At 66.3% G+C, this 19,496-nt stretch carries 10 protein-coding genes and 3 pseudogenes; 5 read left to right on the top strand and 8 right to left on the bottom strand.

The window, feature by feature from the left end:
* Positions 1–31 precede the first annotated feature (31 nt).
* The 6 genes and pseudogenes from ACQ86A_RS02565 to ddaH all read right to left on the bottom strand — a co-directional run bounded on the left by ACQ86A_RS02565 (position 32) and on the right by ddaH (position 11,557).
* Entirely contained in the window at positions 32–6,070 is a 6,039-nt protein-coding gene (locus tag ACQ86A_RS02565; protein WP_431279060.1) for an RHS repeat-associated core domain-containing protein, read from the bottom strand.
* Between the two features lie 95 nt (positions 6,071–6,165).
* The gene (locus tag ACQ86A_RS02560; RefSeq protein WP_431279059.1) at positions 6,166–6,843 is read right to left on the bottom strand and encodes a hypothetical protein; all 678 of its coding nucleotides are present in this window, start codon (positions 6,841–6,843) and stop codon (positions 6,166–6,168) included.
* A 251-nt stretch (positions 6,844–7,094) separates the two neighbouring features.
* Complete coding sequence (locus tag ACQ86A_RS02555; RefSeq protein WP_431279058.1) at positions 7,095–7,745, bottom strand: MOSC domain-containing protein; 651 nt, start codon at positions 7,743–7,745, stop codon at positions 7,095–7,097.
* Between the two features lie 27 nt (positions 7,746–7,772).
* Positions 7,773–9,249 (bottom strand): annotated as a pseudogene (locus ACQ86A_RS02550) (peptide MFS transporter).
* Positions 9,250–9,400: 151 nt separating this feature from the next.
* Positions 9,401–10,693 (bottom strand): ornithine--oxo-acid transaminase, encoded by a 1,293-nt coding sequence (gene rocD / locus ACQ86A_RS02545; protein WP_431279057.1) that lies wholly within the window; start codon positions 10,691–10,693, stop codon positions 9,401–9,403.
* A 10-nt stretch (positions 10,694–10,703) separates the two neighbouring features.
* Positions 10,704–11,557 (bottom strand): annotated as a pseudogene (gene ddaH / locus ACQ86A_RS02540) (dimethylargininase).
* A 220-nt stretch (positions 11,558–11,777) separates the two neighbouring features.
* Here ddaH and ACQ86A_RS02535 point away from each other — a divergent pair.
* The 5 genes and pseudogenes from ACQ86A_RS02535 to ACQ86A_RS02515 all read left to right on the top strand — a co-directional run bounded on the left by ACQ86A_RS02535 (position 11,778) and on the right by ACQ86A_RS02515 (position 14,974).
* Entirely contained in the window at positions 11,778–12,215 is a 438-nt protein-coding gene (locus ACQ86A_RS02535) for an Lrp/AsnC family transcriptional regulator (protein WP_431279056.1), read from the top strand.
* 53 nt (positions 12,216–12,268) lie between these two features.
* Positions 12,269–12,697: an SRPBCC family protein gene (locus ACQ86A_RS02530; RefSeq protein WP_431279055.1), complete on the top strand. Its 429-nt coding sequence runs from the start codon at positions 12,269–12,271 to the stop codon at positions 12,695–12,697.
* Positions 12,698–12,829: 132 nt separating this feature from the next.
* A complete protein-coding gene (locus tag ACQ86A_RS02525) occupies positions 12,830–13,522 on the top strand; it encodes a response regulator transcription factor (RefSeq protein ID WP_431279054.1) in 693 nt (230 codons plus the stop codon).
* Between the two features lie 542 nt (positions 13,523–14,064).
* Positions 14,065–14,340 (top strand): annotated as a pseudogene (locus ACQ86A_RS02520) (histidine kinase dimerization/phospho-acceptor domain-containing protein); the annotation flags it as partial.
* A gap of 394 nt (positions 14,341–14,734) precedes the next feature.
* Entirely contained in the window at positions 14,735–14,974 is a 240-nt protein-coding gene (locus ACQ86A_RS02515) for an ATP-binding protein (protein WP_431280355.1), read from the top strand.
* A gap of 13 nt (positions 14,975–14,987) precedes the next feature.
* Here ACQ86A_RS02515 and ACQ86A_RS02510 read toward each other — a convergent pair whose 3' ends face one another.
* Together ACQ86A_RS02510 and ACQ86A_RS02505 are read right to left on the bottom strand one after the other, a co-directional pair.
* On the bottom strand, positions 14,988–15,815 hold the full coding sequence (locus ACQ86A_RS02510) for an aldo/keto reductase (RefSeq protein ID WP_431279053.1): 828 nt from the start codon (positions 15,813–15,815) through the stop codon (positions 14,988–14,990).
* A gap of 36 nt (positions 15,816–15,851) precedes the next feature.
* The gene (locus ACQ86A_RS02505) at positions 15,852–19,481 is read right to left on the bottom strand and encodes a proline dehydrogenase family protein (protein WP_431279052.1); all 3,630 of its coding nucleotides are present in this window, start codon (positions 19,479–19,481) and stop codon (positions 15,852–15,854) included.
* Between the last annotated feature and the right edge of the window lie 15 nt (positions 19,482–19,496).

Here is a 19,496-nt window from a genome sequence, read left to right as displayed (position 1 = left end):
ATTCGTCCGCCGCCCGGAATAGCGGTCGTAATTATGCCGATGACGCATCCGACAAGTCGGGAGCCCCTTTGATGCAGTCATAGATGGTACTCGCGGCACTTGCGACGAAAGCGATCGGTGCCAGCCATTGCATCCCTGGAAACAGCGAGGCGAATCCAGCGAGAGCACCAATCCACCCTAGAACGCTAAAGAAGGAGTCCCAATTCTTGGATCGCTGCTTCAAGGCGGCCGTTGACACGCATTCCGACTCTGAGTACGGATTACTGTAGATCGACTTTCCAGCAGGACACGCGTGTCGACCAGACACCTGATTCTTAGTGTTCGGTCCAATCGCTTTAGGCTTTGCGGGCACCACGTGGACCGGTGGCGGCGGGTTCGCGGGAACCGGTCTCCTGGTTTGAGGCGGCATTGTGACGTTGTTATGGGCTTGGACAGGCGGCGCCCCGCAGCCGAGCGGAAGACCGTCGCCAGAGCCGCGGCGTGCACAGGCGTGTCCGTGGGGGTCGATGTAGGTGGCCGGGTTGTCGGAGACGTAGGCATAGCGGGCGAGAGATTGAGGAGCGGTGAGGAGCCCTCGGTACGTGTCCGGGGCTGTCCAGGTGGCCGCTGCAGGGTCGTAACTGCGGGCGGAGAAGTGACTGAGGCCCTGGGTCGGGTCGGCGGCTTGACCGGTGAAGCCCTCGGGGGACGACCATCCAGTGGTGTCGAAATCTTGGACGCCCCAGTCGGAGTACGAAGCGAGGTGGGTGATCGAGGTGCCGGTGGCGCCCGCGACGACCGAGCCGAGACCATCGAGCAGATCCCAGGTCGGGGCGCCCGAGCCGGTGACATGCTCGGCGAGACTGCCCGCCGCATCCCGGACCAGTGTGGTCGTACCGTGCAGAGTGTCCGTCTGCTGAATCGCGGAGGTGCCGGATGAGACCGTGCGCGTGGTGTTGGTGCCGTACTTTGTCGCGTCCGTGCTCGATGCCTGACGACCCAGACCATCGTAGGCGTAGGTGTTTGTGCGGCCGTCCCGTTCTACTGCGGTGGTGCGACCGGTCGGGTCGTAGCGGAAGCTCGTGGATGTGCCACTGACCGACTGCCTGGTGCGGTTCCCCGCGCCGTCGTAATCGTACGTGGCTCCGCCTGCGCCAGCACCCGTTGTGTCCGTGCGCGTCAACTGGTTCGCGTCGTTGAACGACGCCGACTGAGCCGCCGCCGCCGATTTGCCGCCCGCGTGGGTCCACGACGTCCTGTTGCCTGCCGCGTCATACCCATACTCGTTCTTCTCACCCTTGGAGCTGACGGATGCGGCAAGCCGGCCAAGCGGGTCATAGCTGTAACTGGCCGATTGCGTCGTTGGCTTCGGAGCCTCAGGAGCCGATGCACGTGCTTTGGAATGGGAAGCCGATCCCTGGGTCGGGGACGCGGTCGGGGCAAGCGTGCCAATGGCCGACGAGACGGTCGGAGGCGTGATCGTGCGGGCAGCGTTGCTCACATTGCCATCGGCGTCGTAGGTATAGCGGAATTCGAGCGAACCACCGTCGGCGACCGGGTTGGCCGGCACAGGGAGTGTCCGATTGCTGAGATAAGCGTTGGTGGGTTTGCACAACTTGTTGATTCCGGCTCCGGGCGCCGCCCGGTCGCCGAGGTACGAGGCGACCGTCGTGCATCCGTTCGCCTTCTTCGACACGACCGGCACAGGCTTCGTCGACGGTGCCGGCTGCGCATCCCCTGAAGGCTGTGGCGTCTGGTGCAGGATGCTCGTGACGCGATCGGCTGCGTCGTAGCCATAACTGGTGGATACGCCGGTGGAGCGGTCGAGGGCGGTGATGTTCGACGCAGCGTCCCATCTGTACGTCAAGCTCCCCCACGGCGAGGTCTGCGAAGTGACCCGACCGGATTTGTCGTAGGTGTAGTCGAGGGACTGCCCCGTCGGCAGTGTCAGGGCTGTGAGCTGGCCTGCCTTGTCGTAACTGGAGGTTAGGTGGCCGCCGGTCTGGTCGATCTGTCTGGTCTGACGGCCGTCGGCGTCGTACACGAAGCCCGTGGTTCCGGTCGGGTCGACCATCGCGATCAGGTTTTGATTGCGGTCATACTCATATCTCGCCGTCTGTCCGCCGAGGTCTTGGCGGGTCAGGTCGCCGCGCTTGTCGTAGCTGAGGCGCGTGGTCTGGCCGGCGCCGTTGACGACAGCGGCCGACCTGCCTGCGGCCGTGTATGCGTAGCGCGTGGTGTTGCCGACGGGGTTCGTCTCCGCAAGGCGTCTCCCCGCCTTGTCGAACGTGGAGGCCGTCTTGTGCCCGTTCGGGTCGGTCACCGTGGTGAGGTTCCCGTCGGTGTCGTAGGCGTAGCGGGTCGTCACGTTGACGGCAGTCGACGGTTTGGCTCCCTTGACGAATCCCTCAATCGCCGAAGTGAGTTGCGCCGCCGGGTCGTAGCCGTAACGGGTGACGTGGCCGAGGGCATCCGTCATCGACGTCTGGTTCCCTGCTGCGTCGTACCCGTAAGCCGTGACCGCGCCGGTGGCGTCCGTGCTCGACGACTGGCGTCCAGCCGCGTCGTAGGCAAGCGTGCTCGAGTGTCCGAGCGGGTCCGTCGTCTTTGCCGGACGACCATTCGCGTCGTAGGCGAAAGTGGTAGTGGCGCCGGAGGGGTCGGTAACCGAAGCGACGAGGTTCAGAGGCGTGTACGCGCTCGTCGTCACGCGGCCGAGCGGATCGGTCACCGACGTGACATTGCCCGCCGGGTCGTAGGAGTATCGGGTGATCTCGCCCAGGGGCGTGGTCACAGACGTGACCCTGCCAGCCGCGTCATAGCGGTAGGCCGTCACCGCGTGATTGCGGTCGGTGACTGATGTGAGATTGCCGTCCTGGTCGTAGCCATAGCGGGTTCGCTCGCCGAGGCCGTCCTTCGTGGAGGTGACCCGGTCGAGCTCGTCGTACGCATACGTCGTCGCCACGCCATCGGCGTCGGTGGTCTTCGTCAGGCGTCCGACAGCGTCGTAGGCGCAGGTGGTCTGCGCCCCGGTGGGATCAGTCGCCTCGACCATCCGACCGGCATCGTCGTACGAGTACTTCGTCGTGGCGCCCGAGGGGCTGGTGCTCGAGGTGATGAGTCCGGTCGCATCGTGCGACTGTTTCCAGGCGCCGCCATTCGGGTCGACCGTCTTCGTAATCCTGTCGCGGTCATCGAGGGTGAAGTGTGTCGTGTTTCCGAGGGGATCGACGGTCGCCAGAAGCGCATCCTCGGCACTGTTCGCGAACGTCGTGACGGCGCCGGTCGGGTCGGTTGAGGCGGTGAGGTGGAACATCGCGTCCCAGCTGTACGTCGATACCGCACCGGTCGGATCCGTGACGCGTGCGACGTGGTCGTTCGCATCGTAGCCGTACGTCGTGACCCCGCCAGCGGCATCCGTCACTGTGATCAGGCGGTCCCCCGAGTCCCAGGCGTAGAGCGTGAGGTTGCCGTTCGGATCAGTCTGCGACGACATACGACCGGCTTCGTCGTATGCGTACCGAGTGACGCCTCCGACAGGGTCGGTCATCGTGAGGAGTTTGCCCGCCGCGCCGTAGGCACAACTCGTGGTAGCACCGGACGGTTGTCGAACAGCGACCAGATTTCCGGAGGCGTCATAGCTGTTCGTGACGGTGGTGCCATCGGGGCGATGAATCGCGGTGACGTTTGCGGCCGCGTCGTAGTCATAAGCGGTGGTACGGGATGCGCCACTCGCCCCGCCCGCATCGGTGACCGTCGCGAGATCCCCAGTCGGCGTGTACGTGTACTTGGCGACCGAGCCATCGGGAGCCGTCTCGCGGGTCAGATTGCCGTCGACGTCATACGCGTAGTCGGTGGCGCGACCGGCCTCATCGGTCACGCTGGTGACGTTGTTCTGGTCGTCGAACGCGTAAGCGGCGCTGGTGCCGTCGGGATGCGTGACTTTGGTGATTCGATGTTTGTCGTCGAACGCAAACCGGGACATGCGACCGAGGTTGTCGGTGTAGACCGTCTCGTTCGCAGATGAGTAGTCGAAAACTCGAAGGTTGCCGTCGGCGTCCCACTGCTTGACGACCCGACCGGAAGCGTCGTACTCGTTTTTCAGATAGAGCGTGCCGGTCGCATCCTTCGCCTCGAGCAGTTGGTGTGTCGCGTCGTAGCTGAAGGCGCGTGTGCGACCGTCAGGCAGCGTGATGGTGGTCAGATTGCCGTTCCCGTCGTAGCTGAGGCTCCACTTGTCCCCGCCCGGTCGAGTGAATCCTGTCACTCGTCCGAGCGTGTCCGACTGCACCTGGATGGTCTGGCCGGCCGAGTCCGTGATCGAGGTCAACGGCACGAACTGGTTCACCTTGGGGTTCGCAGGGCCATAGCCAAGGACTGTGGTGTTGCCGCTAGCGTCCGTGTGCGACACGAGCTCACCGATCCCATCGATGTCGCCTGCGTCGAAGACCCACGATTCACCCGACACCGCGGTGAGCTTCAGTAGTCCACCGCCCGCCTCGGTCAGCGTCTCGTGCTGTCCAGTCTCGCCGACGTAGCCTCCGTGCCCATCCGAGGTGAACACGTACGAGGCGCCGTCGCCGCCTTCGACAAGGACCGAGCCGTCGATGAACCGTTGCGCCTTCGCTCCCAGTCCGAAGGACCAGCCAGCTCCTACCCGGGTGAGGCGCCCATCCTGCGAGTTGTAAGTAAGGGTGACGTCCATTGACGATCCGCCGACGCCCGGCACGCTGAAAAGCTTTTCGTCTTCGACGAGGTTTCCCGTGGAGAAGGAAACGGGGTCGCCGCCATAGGTGAGGTAGCTCTGGTGACCGAGGTCACGCCACTTCGCCAGCTCGGCCGCCGACGGCGGCGTCGGCCATCCACCCGTGACGGGATCCGTGCAGTCGAAGCCCTGTGACTCCAGGTACGCTCCGAGGCCCGTGAACACCCCGTCGGTGATGTGCTGGAAGGCGCCGTCGATCACCGGACGGTCGAAGTTGTTGTCCATGAACAACGCCTCGATGTGCGTCATGGCCCCCGGTAGCCCCGCGAACTCAGGATGCGGAAAGTTGCCGTTGTTCGGCATCGTCTTGGCCGGACGACCGGTGTACGAAGGCAGCACTCCGACTAAGGCCGACGAGACGGCCTGGTCGAGCGCTTCCCCTCGCGAGTAGACCTGGGTGCCACCCTGTGTCGGATCACCCCATGCCTTGCCACGGTTGGTGTTGAACCCGATGCCGAGTGTGAGAGCCGGCGCGGCCGCAGCCGCGATCCCAGCTCGGAGATCGCGGGACAGCATCCGGTTGGATCCGTCGTTGGTCAGAGTCACCGTCGCCTGACAGTTGTTCTCGAACATGGTTTTGAGCCCGTTGGCCAGCGCCCTGTTGTACCCGAACTCGGTGACGGGTGGCGCCGGCGTCGAGACGTGTCCCTCGTCATTGTCGGGGTCGAGAACGATCACGGGACCCGGCGGCACCGGGAAAGGGACGCCGATGACAACGAACTGCGACAGGTGGTCGGACTCTCCGCGCACCGTGCGGGACTTCGCGTCGTAGTACGACGGCAGCAACGTCCACGGATCCCCCGACCGCTCGCGCGTGTAGATCTTCAGCGAGGAGGCCCTGACCTTCGACGCCTTCATCAAAGCTTTGTCGGGCTCGATCTCGAGCTTCACGCCCGGAACCACATCCGACACGATGGGTCCCTTTTCGCCGCCACCTCGGGTGTTCACTGCTTTGGGCTCGAAAGACGTGATGTCCTCACCCTCAGCGGTCGTCGCAACGATCTCCACCGGATCGGAGACCACAGCGCCGTTGCCGGGCGACTCGGCTCGGGCGGCACGTAGCGCATCCTTCGATGCCGCACCGACCGTGACGGCCAATTCACTCTCGACATCGTGGCCGGAAAAAGTGGCCGATACTCCGAGATCGTTTGCCTCAACCGTCGAGGGCTTCTCAGGCATGATCGTTCCCGTCGCGGCAGGATCTGGCGTGGCTGTCTCGGCAACGACGCGGGCATCCTGAACTCGCGATGCTTCCCGCACCTCGGCCAACGTCGCCGCCTGGATGCGCCTCGCCTGTTCCACCGGAGAGGCCTCGGCCGCCGTCACAGTGCCCGCCAATGTCAAGGCAGCCGAAGCCACGGCTGCGATCACTCCACGACCGATAGACGAAGGGATGCGCGAATCGGTCGCACGCGGCCCGGTCACGCTCGCGCTCCCGCCGCACGGGTCTCGAGCGCATCCGGAAGCCCGAGCGCCGCCCGGAAGAGCGCGCGCTTACGCGCCAGTGCGAGGCCCGTGCCGACAAGACCTGCACCGATCAAGGCGATCAGCCAGATCGCGATGGTCGACCCTGTGCGCGCGAGGTCGTCTTGGTGCCGCACACATGCCGCGAGCTCGACCGCATCCGAGATGCCGTCGCCGTCGTAGTCCTCCGAGCCGGTTGCGCAGTCGCGCGTTCCGCAGATGACGAAGCTCGCCCAGTCGCTCACCCCGTTGTGATCGGCGTCCTCGAATCCGTTGGAGCATGTCGCCGTGCCGCAGGTGAGCGTCTCGGCATAGTCGGGAATGCCATCGCCGTCCCGGTCTGTCGTCGGCGATGCACACGACGCCGTGCCGCAGGCAAGGACCTCGGTCCAGTCGGGGATGCCGTCCCCATCTACGTCCTCCCGGCCCGTGGCGCAGGTCGCAGTGCCGCAGACGACGCGCTCGACGGTGTCCGGGATGGTGTCAGTGTCGGCATCGCAGTCGGAGACGTCGCGCTCAGCCGCGCATGGTGTGTGCGAGTGAGCGGAGACAGCGATCTGCTCCTGTGCGTGTGCACCAGGCGCACCTCCGATTCCGATCGATAGCCCCACCAGCGCGACAGCGAATACCGTCAACCGCCCTAGCAGTCGCCGAGCACAGCGCCCCCCGAATTTCCCCATTCGGCGAAGCTAACAGAATCTGCAATACTTATATTTAATACTTTTATTGTCAGAATGCCACGACTCGATGGGACTCGTCGAGTATCACTGGCGACTCACGGGAAGTATCACCCCCGAAATGGGGTAGCCTGTCGGTCTCCGCCGGACGCCGAGTCGTGCGAAAAGTGCGGGTGCGAGACGCGCAACCGCGCCAGGCTAGAGCGGTTCTACCGCCGAGCCCCCACGCCCAGCGCCTTCTCCATCGCCCCGCGCATCTCCGGCACCAACGCGACAGACCCAACGCGCTCGGCCTCCTCCAGCGCCTCGGCCTGCTCGACGTCAGCCGCCGTGAACCAGGATGCGACGCTCACGCCATGACCCGGGCGTGACAGCACCTCGATGGCGTCGCCGGCTCCGATCGTGCCCGAATGAACGATCCGGAGGTACGCGCCGGGCCGACCGGCGACCGTGAATCGCTTGACCCACTGCGGCTCGTGCATCCAGCGCTGAAAGGTCGCACACGGCGTTCGCGGACAGGTGACCTCGACCACGAGCTCGTCGCCGATGCGCCAGCGCTCGCCGATCTCGGCGCCGTTCACGTCCAGTCCGACCGTGCGCAGGTTCTCGCCGAACATGCCCGGGGCGATCTCGCGGCCGAGCTCGGCGGCCCAGAAGTCCGCATCCTCGTCCGCATATGCGTAGAGCGCTTTCGTCAGGCCGCCGTGGTGTTTGCGGTCGGCCTGCACGTCGCCGAAGAGGCCGTAGGGACGCACCCGGAGCGGCTCGCCGACGGGCTGCTTGTCGATCGCGGTCACACCGACGTTGCCCGCGTCCGGAAGCAGCTTCTCCACCCTGCACAGCGCCAGCAGCTCAGCCATGCCTCCATACTGCCTGGGAGAGAGGGTCTACCGCACCCCGCGCATCATCTTGAGCACCCACGGACTGATCAGCGCGAGGATGACGCCGATCACGATGGCGATGCCGCCGATCACTCCGAAATAGATCCCTTCGGTCTCCGGCGCGTACAGCTTGGCCAGCTGTCCCGCCAGCGCGGTCCCCAGCGACACCGAGAGGAAGTACAGCGCGACCATCTGCGCGCGGAACGCGTGCGGAGAGAGTTTGGTCGTCACCGACAACCCCACGGGGAGATCAGCAACTCAGCGATCGTGAAGACGAACAGGATGCCGATGATCGCGAGCAGCGGCGTGCTGTTTTTGCCTCCTCCGGCCCAGAACAGGAAGAGGAGGAAGGCGAGTCCCATCACGACCGTTCCGGCGGCGAACTTCAGCGGGGTCGACGGCTGCTTGTCGCCCCACTTCGTCCAGATCGCCGCGAAAACGCCCGACAAAATGATGATGAAGATCGGGTTGATGGACTGCACCCACGAAACTGGGAAGTCCCAGCCCAGAATGTTGCGGTCGAGACGCTCGTCCGAGTAGATCGTCAGCACGGTGAACTGCTGCTGGTACAGCGACCAGAACGCGGCGTTGACGATGAACAACGGGATGAACGCCACGATCCGGCTGCGCTCATCCCCGCTCACGAGCTTCGAGCTCAGGATGACCGCGAAGTAGGCGATCGTCGCCACGATGACGAGGCCGATCACGATCAACGCCAGGTTCTGCGCGGTGATCACCCCGGTCAGCACCAGGACCACGACGACGACCACGGCCGCCACCGCGACCCAGATCACGAGCTGGCGACGCGAGGCCGGAAGCGGATTGGGCACCTCGTGGGCCTCCTCCGGGAAGCGCTTGCGCCCGAAGGAGTACTGGATGAGCCCGATCGTCATCCCGACCGCGGCGAGCGCGAAGCCCCAGTGGAAGCCGAGCGTGGTCTGCAAGAGTCCCGTCAGGAGGGGCCGAAGAACGCGCCCAGGTTGATGCCGAGGTAGAAGAGGGAGAATCCCGCATCCCGCCGGCTGTCGTGCTCGTCGTAGAGCGTGCCGACGATGCGCGTCGCGTTCGCCTTCAACCCGCCACTGCCCAGCGCGATGAAGATGAGACCCGCGATCACCCCACTGACCCCCGGCAGCACCGCCAGCGACAGGTGGCCGACCACGATGACGAACGCGCTCCAGAACAACACGCGCTCCGAACCGAACATACGGTCGGCGAGCCACGCCCCGAGGATCGTCGAGAGGTAGACCGCCCCGCCGTATGCGCCGACGATGCCGGCCGCCGTCGCCTGGTCGATGCCCAAGCCTCCGCGCGCGGCGGAGTAGTAGAGGTAGATGAGGAGGATGCCCTGCATCCCGTAGAACGAGAACCGCTCCCACATCTCCACACCGAAGATGGTGGCGAGTGGCCGCGGCTGGCCGAAGAAGGTCTTGCGCTCCCCCGCCGGCTCCGATGATTCCTTACGCGCCGTCGCGTTGCTCATGCGGACATGCTCCCACTCCGCATCGCGCAATGGAACGCTTTCAGCGCGTTTGGCGGGGCTCCGGCGAGCGCGGGGTGAGTCCTTTAGACGAATTCGGCGGATGCGCGGCATCGGGTCAGCCGCACATCCGCCCGCCGTCCACGGTGTCGGGTCACCGTTCGGACAGATCCTCCAGCACCGCCGCCAGCTGATCGACGGCCCAGTCGAGGTCGGAGGGGTCAACGACGATCGGCGGTGCGAGCCGGATCGTGGAGCCGTGCGTATCTTTGGCCAGCAGGCCGCGTTCCATCAGCAGCTCGCAGACCTCGCGGCCGGTCGCGAGCGCCGGGTCGATGTCGACACCTGCCCAAAGTCCGGCACCGCGGACCGCGACGACGCCGTGCCCGACGAGGCGCTCGAGTCCGGTGTGCAACCGCTGACCGAGAAGCTGCGCGCGCTCCTGCAGTTCGCCGGTCGCGAGCATCCCGACGACCGCTCGTCCGACGGCCGCGGCCAGCGGGTTGCCGCCGAATGTGGAGCCGTGCTCCCCGGGCTGGAGCACGCCCAGCACATCCTTGTTTCCGACGACCGCCGACACCGGCACGATCCCGCCACCGAGCGCCTTGCCGAGGAGGTAGAGATCCGGAACCACACCCACGAGGTCGCAGGCGAACGTCGCACCCGTGCGACCGAGCCCGGACTGGATCTCGTCGGCGATGAAGAGCACGTTGTTGTCGTCACAGAGCCTGCGGACGGCCGGGAGGTAGTCGGCAGGCGGCACGACGATGCCCGCTTCTCCCTGGATCGGCTCGACCAGAACGGCGACCGTGTTCTCGTCGATCGCCGCGGCGAGCGCTTCGGCGTCTCCATAGGGAACCATGCGGAACCCGGGCGTGAACGGTCCGAAGCCGTCGCGCGCTGTCGGGTCGTCGGAGAAACTCACGATGGTGGTCGTGCGCCCGTGGAAGTTGCCCGACATGACGATGATGTTCGCCAGCCCGTCGGGCACGCCCTTCACCCGGTAGCCCCAGGCGCGGGCGACCTTGATCCCCGACTCCACGGCCTCGGCGCCCGTGTTCATCGGCAGCACCATGTCTTTGCCAGCGAGCTGCGCAAGCGCCTCTACGAACGGGCCGAGTTGGTCGTTGTGGAACGCGCGGCTCGTGAGCGTGACCCGGTCGAGCTGCGCTCGCGCCGCATCCAGCAACACCGGGTTCGAGTGCCCGAAGTTGACCGCGGAGTATGCCGCAAGACAGTCGAGGTAGCGGCGACCGTCCACATCGGTGACCCAGGCGCCGTCACCCTCGGCCACAACAACGGGGAGCGGATGATAGTTGTGCGCAGCGTGCGCCTCCTCGCGCTCGATCGCCTCGGCCTGACGCGGAGTCGCGGCCTTCGATTCGGCGTGGATGCGGTGGGCGACCGTCTCGGCGGATTCCGGGGCCGCCGTCTCGGTGTCGGTCATGGCTGTCCTCTCATCGTCGAAGTTCGAGCGTGCAGCATTTGACGCCCCCGCCACCGAGCAGGAGCTCGGAGAGGTCGACGCCGATCGGGTTGTAACCGTGCTTCCGCAGCTGGCGCTCGAAGTCGACAGCGCGGGATGCGATGACTACGTTGTAGCCGTCGGAGAACGAGTTGAGGCCGAGAATGGAGGCGTCCTCGTCGTTCACGATGATCGCGTCCGGGTAGCGCTCGCGCAGGATGCTGAGGCTCGCCTCGTCGAACGCGCTCGGCAGGTAGGCGATGTGCTCCTGGCCCGGCGTTCCGTCGAGCACCGCGAGAGCGGTGTCCAGGTGGTAGAAGCTCGGGTTGATCAGGGTGAGGCTCACGACCTCGCGGCCGTACAGCCGACCCAATTCCAGGTGGCTGTCGCTCGCGCTGCGGAACCCTGTTCCGGCGAGGATCGTGTCGCCGACGAGCAGGAAGTCACCCTCCCCTCGTTGATGTGCTCCGGCACGGCCACGTCGAATCCGTTAGCCCGGAACCAGTCCATGTACGCCGGCCCCTCAGGTTGCCGCTCGGCATAGGTGAAGCTCGCGCCGTAAGCGATGTTGTCGATGACGAAACCGCCGTTGGCCGCGTAGACCATGTCGGGCAGCCCAGCGATCGGGTCGATGAGCTGGACGTCGAAACCGAGGTCGAGGTACGTGCGGTAGAGCGCGTCCCACTGCTGCACGGCCAGGGATGTGTCGGTCGGTAATTGCGGATCCATCCAGGGGTTGATCCGGTAGACGACGGTGAAGTGCTCGGGACGGCACATCAGCACCGACCTCGCGGTGGACGTGCGTTCGGGCCGTTCCACGCGCGGCTCCGCGTCCTCATGAATCATCGACATGGGGATAGTGTCACACAATGATGTGCTCACTTTTCGGGCGATGTGCGCACGAAAACGCTGTGAATCCCAAACTCATGCGGATTATTTGCGTTCATCGTCCGCGAAAGCAACCCGCCGCGGCCCGCGATCAAGCACCGTCACGCACGGAAACGTCGCGCACGATTTCTGCGCAATGGCAGCCGATGGCGCAACGATCCACCGTATGCTTGGCGGCGTGGACAACCTCGATCGCAGCATCCTCGACCTCCTCCGCCAGAACGCGCGCGCGGGCTACGGTGACATCGGCTCGGTCGTCGGCCTGTCCGCATCCGCCGTCAAGCGCCGCGTCGACCGGCTCGTCGCGGATGGCGTCATCCGCGGCTTCACCATTCAGGTCGATCCGACCATCGACGGCATGAGCACCGAGGCGTACGTCGAACTCTTCTGCCGCGGGACCGTCGCGCCCGACGAGTTGCTGCGCATCCTGTCGGCCGTGCCCGAAGTCGTGGAGGCCGGAACCGTGACGGGCAGCGCCGACGCGATCGTGCACATCCGGTCGCGGGACATCCCGAGCCTCGAGGCCGCCCTCGAGAAGGTGCGGCTGGCCCCCAACGTCGACCACACGCGCAGCGCGATCGTGCTCTCCCGGCTGATCCACCGTGCACACGACTGACAGCCGTCGCATTTCTTCAAGCATTCGGTTCCGGATGCGCGGAGCATGGTCCCATGACCGAGACAGCAGAAACGAGCATCCTCGTCGCCGCGTCGCCGCAATCCGTCTGGCACGCGCTGACCGACCCGGCGGCGATCGCGAAATACATGTACGGCACGGAGGTCTCCACCGACTGGAAGAAGGGGAGTCCGATCGTCTACCGGGGCGAGTGGGAGGGTAAGCCCTACGAGGACAAGGGCACCATCCTCGAGATCGAACCGCCGCGCCTGCTGGCGTCGAGCTACTACAGCCCGCTCAGCGGCAAGCCGGACGTGCCCGAGAGCTACCAGAACGTGACGTACACGCTGGCAGCCGAGGGCTCGGGCACGCGAGTGACCGTCACGCAGGACGGCTGCGCCGACCGCGCGGAAGCCGACCGGATGGCGGAGAACTGGGGCATGACGCTCACGGGGCTGAAGGGTGTGGTCGAGGGGTCAAGCTGAGCGCAGGCCAGGGGCCAGCCGGGCGCGATCTGACCCGTACCTGACTCGCACCTGCGAAAATCCACAGCCAGAGCGCATCCGTCAGCCGAAGACTTCGAGCACCACCACGGCAAACGGTGGCACGATGAACGCATGAAACTGCTGGTTGTCGAAGACGATCCCGACATGGGCGGCCTCGTCGAGCGAGGGCTCACCGCCGAGGGTTACGACGTGACACTGGTCACGAACGGTGTGGACGCGATGATCGCGCTCCGCGCCCAGCCGTTCTCGGCGGCAGCGATCGACGTGATGCTGCCCGGGATGAGCGGCTTCGAACTCTGCCGCCACGTGCGTGAGGCCGCCAACCCGATGCCCATCCTGCTGCTCACGGCTCGGGATGCGATCGAGGACAGGGTGCACGGGCTCGACTCCGGCGCCGATGACTACCTCACCAAGCCGTTCGCGTTCGCGGAACTCGCGGCGCGCATTCGCGCCCTGCTGCGGCGGGAGCCGAGCGGGATGCGCCCCCAGGTCACCGTCGGACGCCTCACCATCGACTCCCACGAGCACCGCGCACTCGTCGCCGGACACGAGATGCCGCTCAGCCGCCGCGAGTTCACGCTGCTGCGACTGTTCGCGACCAACCCGGACAAGACGCTCGCGCGCTCCGACATCCTCGAGACCGTGTGGGGCACGAGCGAGAATATCGGCACGAACGTCATCGACCAGTACGTGTCGTACCTCCGCAAGAAGCTGGAGATCGCGGGAGCCGGTCTCGCCATCGTCACGGAGCGCGGCCGCGGGTATCGGTTGGATGCCAAGAACGCCGAGGCGCCGTCGTCGTGAGCTGGCTGCGGCGGCTCTCGATCACGGCCCGCATCACCATCGGGAGCCTCATCGTCGCAACCCTGTTCGGCCTCGTCGCGGTCGAGGTCGTGCGCCTCGGCGTCGCGTCGATCCTGCACAACGCCACGGTCACCCTGCTCAACAACGATGTCGCGGCGCCCACGCAAGCGGTGAAGGCCGATCCGAGAGGACCGTTTGCACTTCCCGGCGGAGGACAGGAGCTGGCTATCGTCGGCCCGAACGGGCGCATCCTCCACTCGAGCCTCCCCGCCGCCCTCGAGGCGCGAACGCCGAGCCTCCTGAATCTGGGCGACGACCCGACCGCCGTGCAGACCGGCGACGAGCGGTATGTCGTGCTCGTGCGGGCGGTGCCGACCAGCGACGGAACGTTCCGCGTGATTGCGGCGCGCAACAACGAGACGACCGATCTTGTGCTCGATCGACTCACCTCATTGCTGCTGGTGGGAGCAGCGGTGGTGATCGTGGGATTCGGTGGCGCATCCTGGCTCCTCGCGCGCGCAGCTCTGCGCCCGGTGAGTCGGATGCGCGAGCGCGCCGAAAGTATCGCCGACGTCTCTTCGACCGGTCTGCTTCCTGTGGGCCCGGCCAACGACGAGCTCGCCGCCCTCGCCACCACGCTGAACGATCTGATCCGCCGGCTTCGCGCATCCGCCGACCGTGAGCGTCAGATGGTGTCGGATGCGAGCCACGAGTTGCGCACGCCTCTCGCCGTGCTGCGCGGTCAGCTCGAGCTCGCGGAGCTCGACGCGGGCGATGCGGATGCGCTGCTAGCCGCCATCCGCTCCTCGCATGCCACAGCCATGCGGCTCGGGCAGCTCGCGAGCAACCTTCTCGAGCTCTCGCGGATCGAGGCCGGCCCGTCGAGCGGTCGCACGGACTGGCGCACGCTCACGGACGAGCTCGCTGACGCCATCGACCGGGCGCGGCTGATCGCATCCCGTCGCACGGACGAGACGAACGCCCCCGAGATCTCGATCGACTTCGACTACCGACCGCGCGAACGCCAGTCCCTCAACGCGCTCGTGGCTCTGTCGCCGACCGATTTCGGGCGCATCCTGGACAACTTGCTCGGCAACGCGATCACCGCGATCGCGAGCGCCGAGCCACCAGACTGGGGACGTCGCCGACCCGGACGGCGACGGTCGCCCCGAGCGGATCGTCACTGCCGAGTTGACGGCCACACCCGCAGAGGTGATCCTCACCGTGCACGACAGCGGGCCCGGGATGTCGCTGGACTTCATCCCGGTGGCGCTCGACCGGTTCACCCGTGCCGATGGCGCGCGCACGGGCCATTCGGGGGGCGGCCTGGGGCTCGCGATCGTGGGTGCGCTGGCCGGGTCAGCCGGGGGAAGCGTCGTTCTGGCGAACGCGGAGGGCGGCGGGCTGGTGGCGACCGTAGTGCTGCCGCTCGCACCGCATCCCTCCTCTTAGGGCCGACGCGCGCTCAGTGTCCCGAGGCGTCGGAATCGACGCCCGCGCCGGGTCCCTGGTCGAGCGTGGCGATCTCGGCGAGATCGTCCGCGTCGAGAGCAAAGTCGAACACATCGAGGTTCTGGGCGAGGCGTTCCGCGTTCTGCGATTTCGGGATGACGACCAGCCCGTTGTCGAGGTGCCACCGGATCACGACCTGACCGGGCGTCTTGTCGTACTTCGCGCCGATGCGGGCGAGCAGCGAGGACGTGAGCAGGTCGCCGCCGGCGCCGAGCGGGCTCCACGATTCGGTGACGATCCCGTGCTCGGCGTTGTACTCGCGCTGCTCGTGACGGGTGACATACGGGTTGAGCTGGATCTGGTTCACGGCCGGGGTGATACCGGTGTCGGCGATGAGACGGTCGAGGTGCGCCGGCTTGAAGTTCGAGACGCCGATCGCGCGAGTTCTGCCGGCTGTCTGCAGTTTCGCGAAGGTCTTCCACGTCGAGACGAAGTCGTCGCGGGCCGGGAGCGGCCAGTGGATGAGCAGAAGGTCGACGTAGTCGAGTCCTAACCGGTCGAGGGATGCGTCCAGCCCGGCGATCGCTCGATCGTCACCCTGGAACTCTCCGTCGAGTTTGGTCGTGACGAAGACCTCCTCGCGCGGCACCCCGCTGTCGCTGATGCCACGCCCGACGCCGACCTCGTTGCCGTACCGGACGGCCGTGTCGATGTGCCGGTAGCCGATCTCCAGGGCCTCGATCACGGCGCGTTCGACCTCGGCATCGTTGAGCGGTGACGTTCCGAGTCCGAGCTGCGGGATGCTGGTGCCGGAGTTGAGGGCGATCCTGGGAATGGTCATACGTCCAGGCTAATCACCAGCGGGTCGCTCGTGCCTCTAGATGACACCCTCTGACAGTCGCGACGGGTTGCCGAAACGGTGAGCGGTGATCGAGATTGCCTGCTCATGCACGAACGGCAACAGTTCGATGCGGCCGGAAGGGGTTACCGGATTCGCGTACACCGCCACATCCGGAGTCCCACCGAGCGCCGTGGCCAGCGCTCTCGGGTCTCCCCCGATGAGCCGGATGCGGTGCTCCTTCACGGTTCCTGCGGCGACGCGCCCGTGCCACTGCTGGTCGGTCTCGACGGTGACCTCCACGTCGCGGTCGCGCAGGATCTGGTGGACAGCGCGTGGCAGCTTCGCGGACGTGCTGACGCTGTACGGCGACCTGGCGACGGTCGCCGCCGCGAGAATCCTGAGTAGCGCGGGCAGCTCGGCGTCGTCGGCGAGACGGATGGCGACAGGTACCGGACGGTAGCGGAAGAGGTTGCGCTCCGCTCCAACGGCGGAGACGTCTTTCACCGTGTGAAACTCCGTTGCGGCCGCGATCGCGTCGCTGAGCGCCGACCGCCGAACGAGGTCGAAGGCCGTGTAGTCCATCGAGGACTGCCCGGATTCGATCAGTTCGCTCACGCGCTTGTCGAGGCCGCGCAGGTGCAGACTCGTGCTGGAGTTGCCGGCCTCAGGCTTCCATGAGCCCAAGCCGATCAGGTAGTTCGGGCCTCCGGCCTTCGTACCCGCACCGACCGACGACCGCTTCCAACCGCCGAAGGGCTGACGCTGCACGATCGCTCCGGTGATCCCTCGGTTCACGTAGAGATTGCCGGCCTCGACGGTGTCGAGCCAATGCGCGAGCTCTTCGGAGTCGAGCGAGTGCAGGCCTGCGGTGAGCCCGTACTCGATCGCGTTCTGATAGCGGATCGCCTCTTCGAGGTTGCGCGCACTCATGACGCCGAGCACAGGCCCGAAGAATTCGGTGAGGTGGAAGTAAGAGCCGGGCTGCACACCGGTGCGAACGCCGGGTGTCCACAACCGTCCGGTGCCGTCGAGCTGCTTGGGCTGCACAAGCCACTCCTCCTCGCCGCCGAGGGTCGTGAGCGCGTGCAGCAGCTTTCCGCTCGCCGGTTCGATCAGCGGCCCCATCTGGCTGGTCGGGTCTTGCGGATAGCCGACCCGCAGACTCGCCACCGCGTCGACGAGCTGATGCCGGAATCGTTCAGACTTCGCCACCGAGCCGACGAGGATCACCAGGCTGGCCGCCGAGCATTTCTGACCGGCGTGCCCGAAAGCGCTCTTGACGATGTCGGCCACCGCGAGGTCGTAGTCCGCACTCGGAGTGACGATGATCGCGTTCTTTCCACTGGTCTCGGCCAGGAGCGGAAGATCGGGGCGCCACGAGCGGAAGAGCTTCGCGGTCTCGTACGCGCCCGTGAGGATCACTCGGTCGACGCGCGGGTCGGACACCAGGGCCTGGCCGAGCTCGTTCTCGGACACGTCGGCGAGCGCCAGCAGCTCTCGCGGAATGCCGGCTTCCCACAGAGCCTCGACCATGACCGCACCCGATCGGATCGCCTGCGGTGCCGGCTTGATGATCACGCCACTGCCTGCGGCGAGCGCCGACAGCACCGACCCGGCGGGAATCGCCACCGGGAAGTTCCAGGGCGGCGTCACCACGGTGAGCTTCGACGGTACGAAGGTCGCCCCTTGAACGGTGTCGAGCTCACGCGCGCGGGTGGCGTAGTAGTGCGCGAAGTCGATCGCTTCGCTCACTTCGGGGTCGGCCTCCGCGATGGTCTTACCCGTCTCGGCGGCCATGATCTCGATGAGTCGGTCGCGGTTCGCCGCCAGAGCGAGCCCAGCCCGGTCCAGGATGCTCGCCCGCTCGAACCCGCTGCGCTGGCCCCAGGCTTCTCCGTTCGCCTGCACGGTACGGATGAGGTGGTCGAGGGTGACCGCATCCGTCACGGCAGCCCGCGCGACGGTCTCGAGACCGAGCTCCGAGTTGGCCGACCGGCTCAAAATCTTGCGGCCCCAAGCTCGGTTGACCGCGAGCGACGGATCGGTGTCAGCGGCGTTGTGGAAGCCGCTGAGTGCAGTGCCCGCAGCCCCTACACCGGCCCCTCCGCTCGAACCGCGCTCCAGACCGAGCACCGCGCTGGTCAGACCCTCGGCAGCTCCCTCGGGTTCGGGCGCGGCCGGTGGGCGAGTGAAGGACTCGGCGTCCTCCCACTCGCGCTGCCTGTCCTGCCGACGGTTCGGCAGCGGAGCCACTCCGCGGGGACTCGGATCGGACTCGAGGTCTGCGATCGAGGCGAGGAAACGCTGCTTCTCCCGCTCGAAGAGGGCAGCGTTCGACTCGAGTTCGAACACCGCCGACATGAAGTTCTCCTGGCTTGCGTTCTCTTCAAGCCGACGGATGAGGTAGGAGATGGCCACATCGAACTCAGCCGGATTGACCACCGGCGTATAGAGCAGCAGCGAGCCGACCGTCTGCTTGACCGCGTCGGCCTGCGCCGTCGCCATGCCCAACAACATCTCGAAGTCGATCCTGTCGGTGACTCCGCGTCGCGAAGCGAGCAGCCACGCGTATGCCACATCGAACAGGTTGTGTCCGGCCACGCCGATCTTCACCGCGTTGGTGTGCTCGGGCGTCAACGCCCAGTCGAGCACCCGCTTGTAGTTCGTGTCGGTAGCCTGCTTGGTGTCGTACGTCGCGAGCGGCCAATCGTGAATCGCCGCATCGACCCGCTCCATCGCGAGGTTCGCGCCCTTGACCACACGCACCTTGATCGGCGCTCCCCCGCGCATCCGTCGCTCGGTCGCCCACTCGGTGAGCCCCTGCAGAGCGTCGAGCGCATCGGGGAGGTAGGCCTGCAGGACGATCCCTGCTTCGAGGCGGACGAACTGCGGCTTGGCGAGGATGCCCGTGAACACCGCGATCGTCAGGTTGAGATCGCGGTACTCCTCCATGTCGAGGTTGATGAACTTGGGCTCGCGCGACGAGGCCGCGAGCTCGTAGAGCGGCGTGAGGCGATCCACTACCCGGGCGACCGTCTCATCGAACGACCACATCGACAGCTGCGAGGCGATCGAGGAGACCTTGATCGACACGTAGTCGACGTCGTCCCGAGCGAGGAGCGCCCGCGTGCCTTCGAGACGTCGCGCCGCCTCCTTCTCGCCCAGTACGGCCTCGCCGAGGAGGTTGAGGTTCAGCCGGGCACCGTGGCCCTGCGGATCCGTCGACTTGCGCAGGTGCGCGATGGCCGGGCCGAGCTTCTCCGGCGTCGCGTCGACGACGAGGTGTCCGACCATCCCGCGCAGCACTCGACGCGCGATCGGAATGACGATCCACGGAAGAACCGGGCCGAAGACCCCGCCCAGCCAGATGGCGAAGCGCATGTACCACGGCAGGAACGCCGGGATCTTCTTCGCGATCCGCTGCAGGTTGTATCCGGCGACGAACAGGTCTTGCGGCCGCGCAACCCCGTCGACGAAGCCGACAGCGAAATCGAGCCCGTTCGGGTCTTTCAGCACGCCGGCCAGACGCTCGGCCGCGGGATCGTCCTTCGGCTTTGCGCCGTCGACCTCGCTCGCACTCTGGGCGAGCCAGGTTCGAACGAGTTCGACAGCCTCGCCAGCGATCTGCGACGGGCGCGCCTCGGTGCCCTCCGTGTCATTGACCATGCTCACGACTGTATT

It is taken from the genome of Leifsonia poae, assembly GCF_050632195.1.
Classification (GTDB): Bacteria; Actinomycetota; Actinomycetes; order Actinomycetales; family Microbacteriaceae; genus Leifsonia; species Leifsonia poae_C.
Note: the sequence above shows the minus strand (reverse complement) of the source record. Positions and strands in the feature narration are given on the sequence as shown.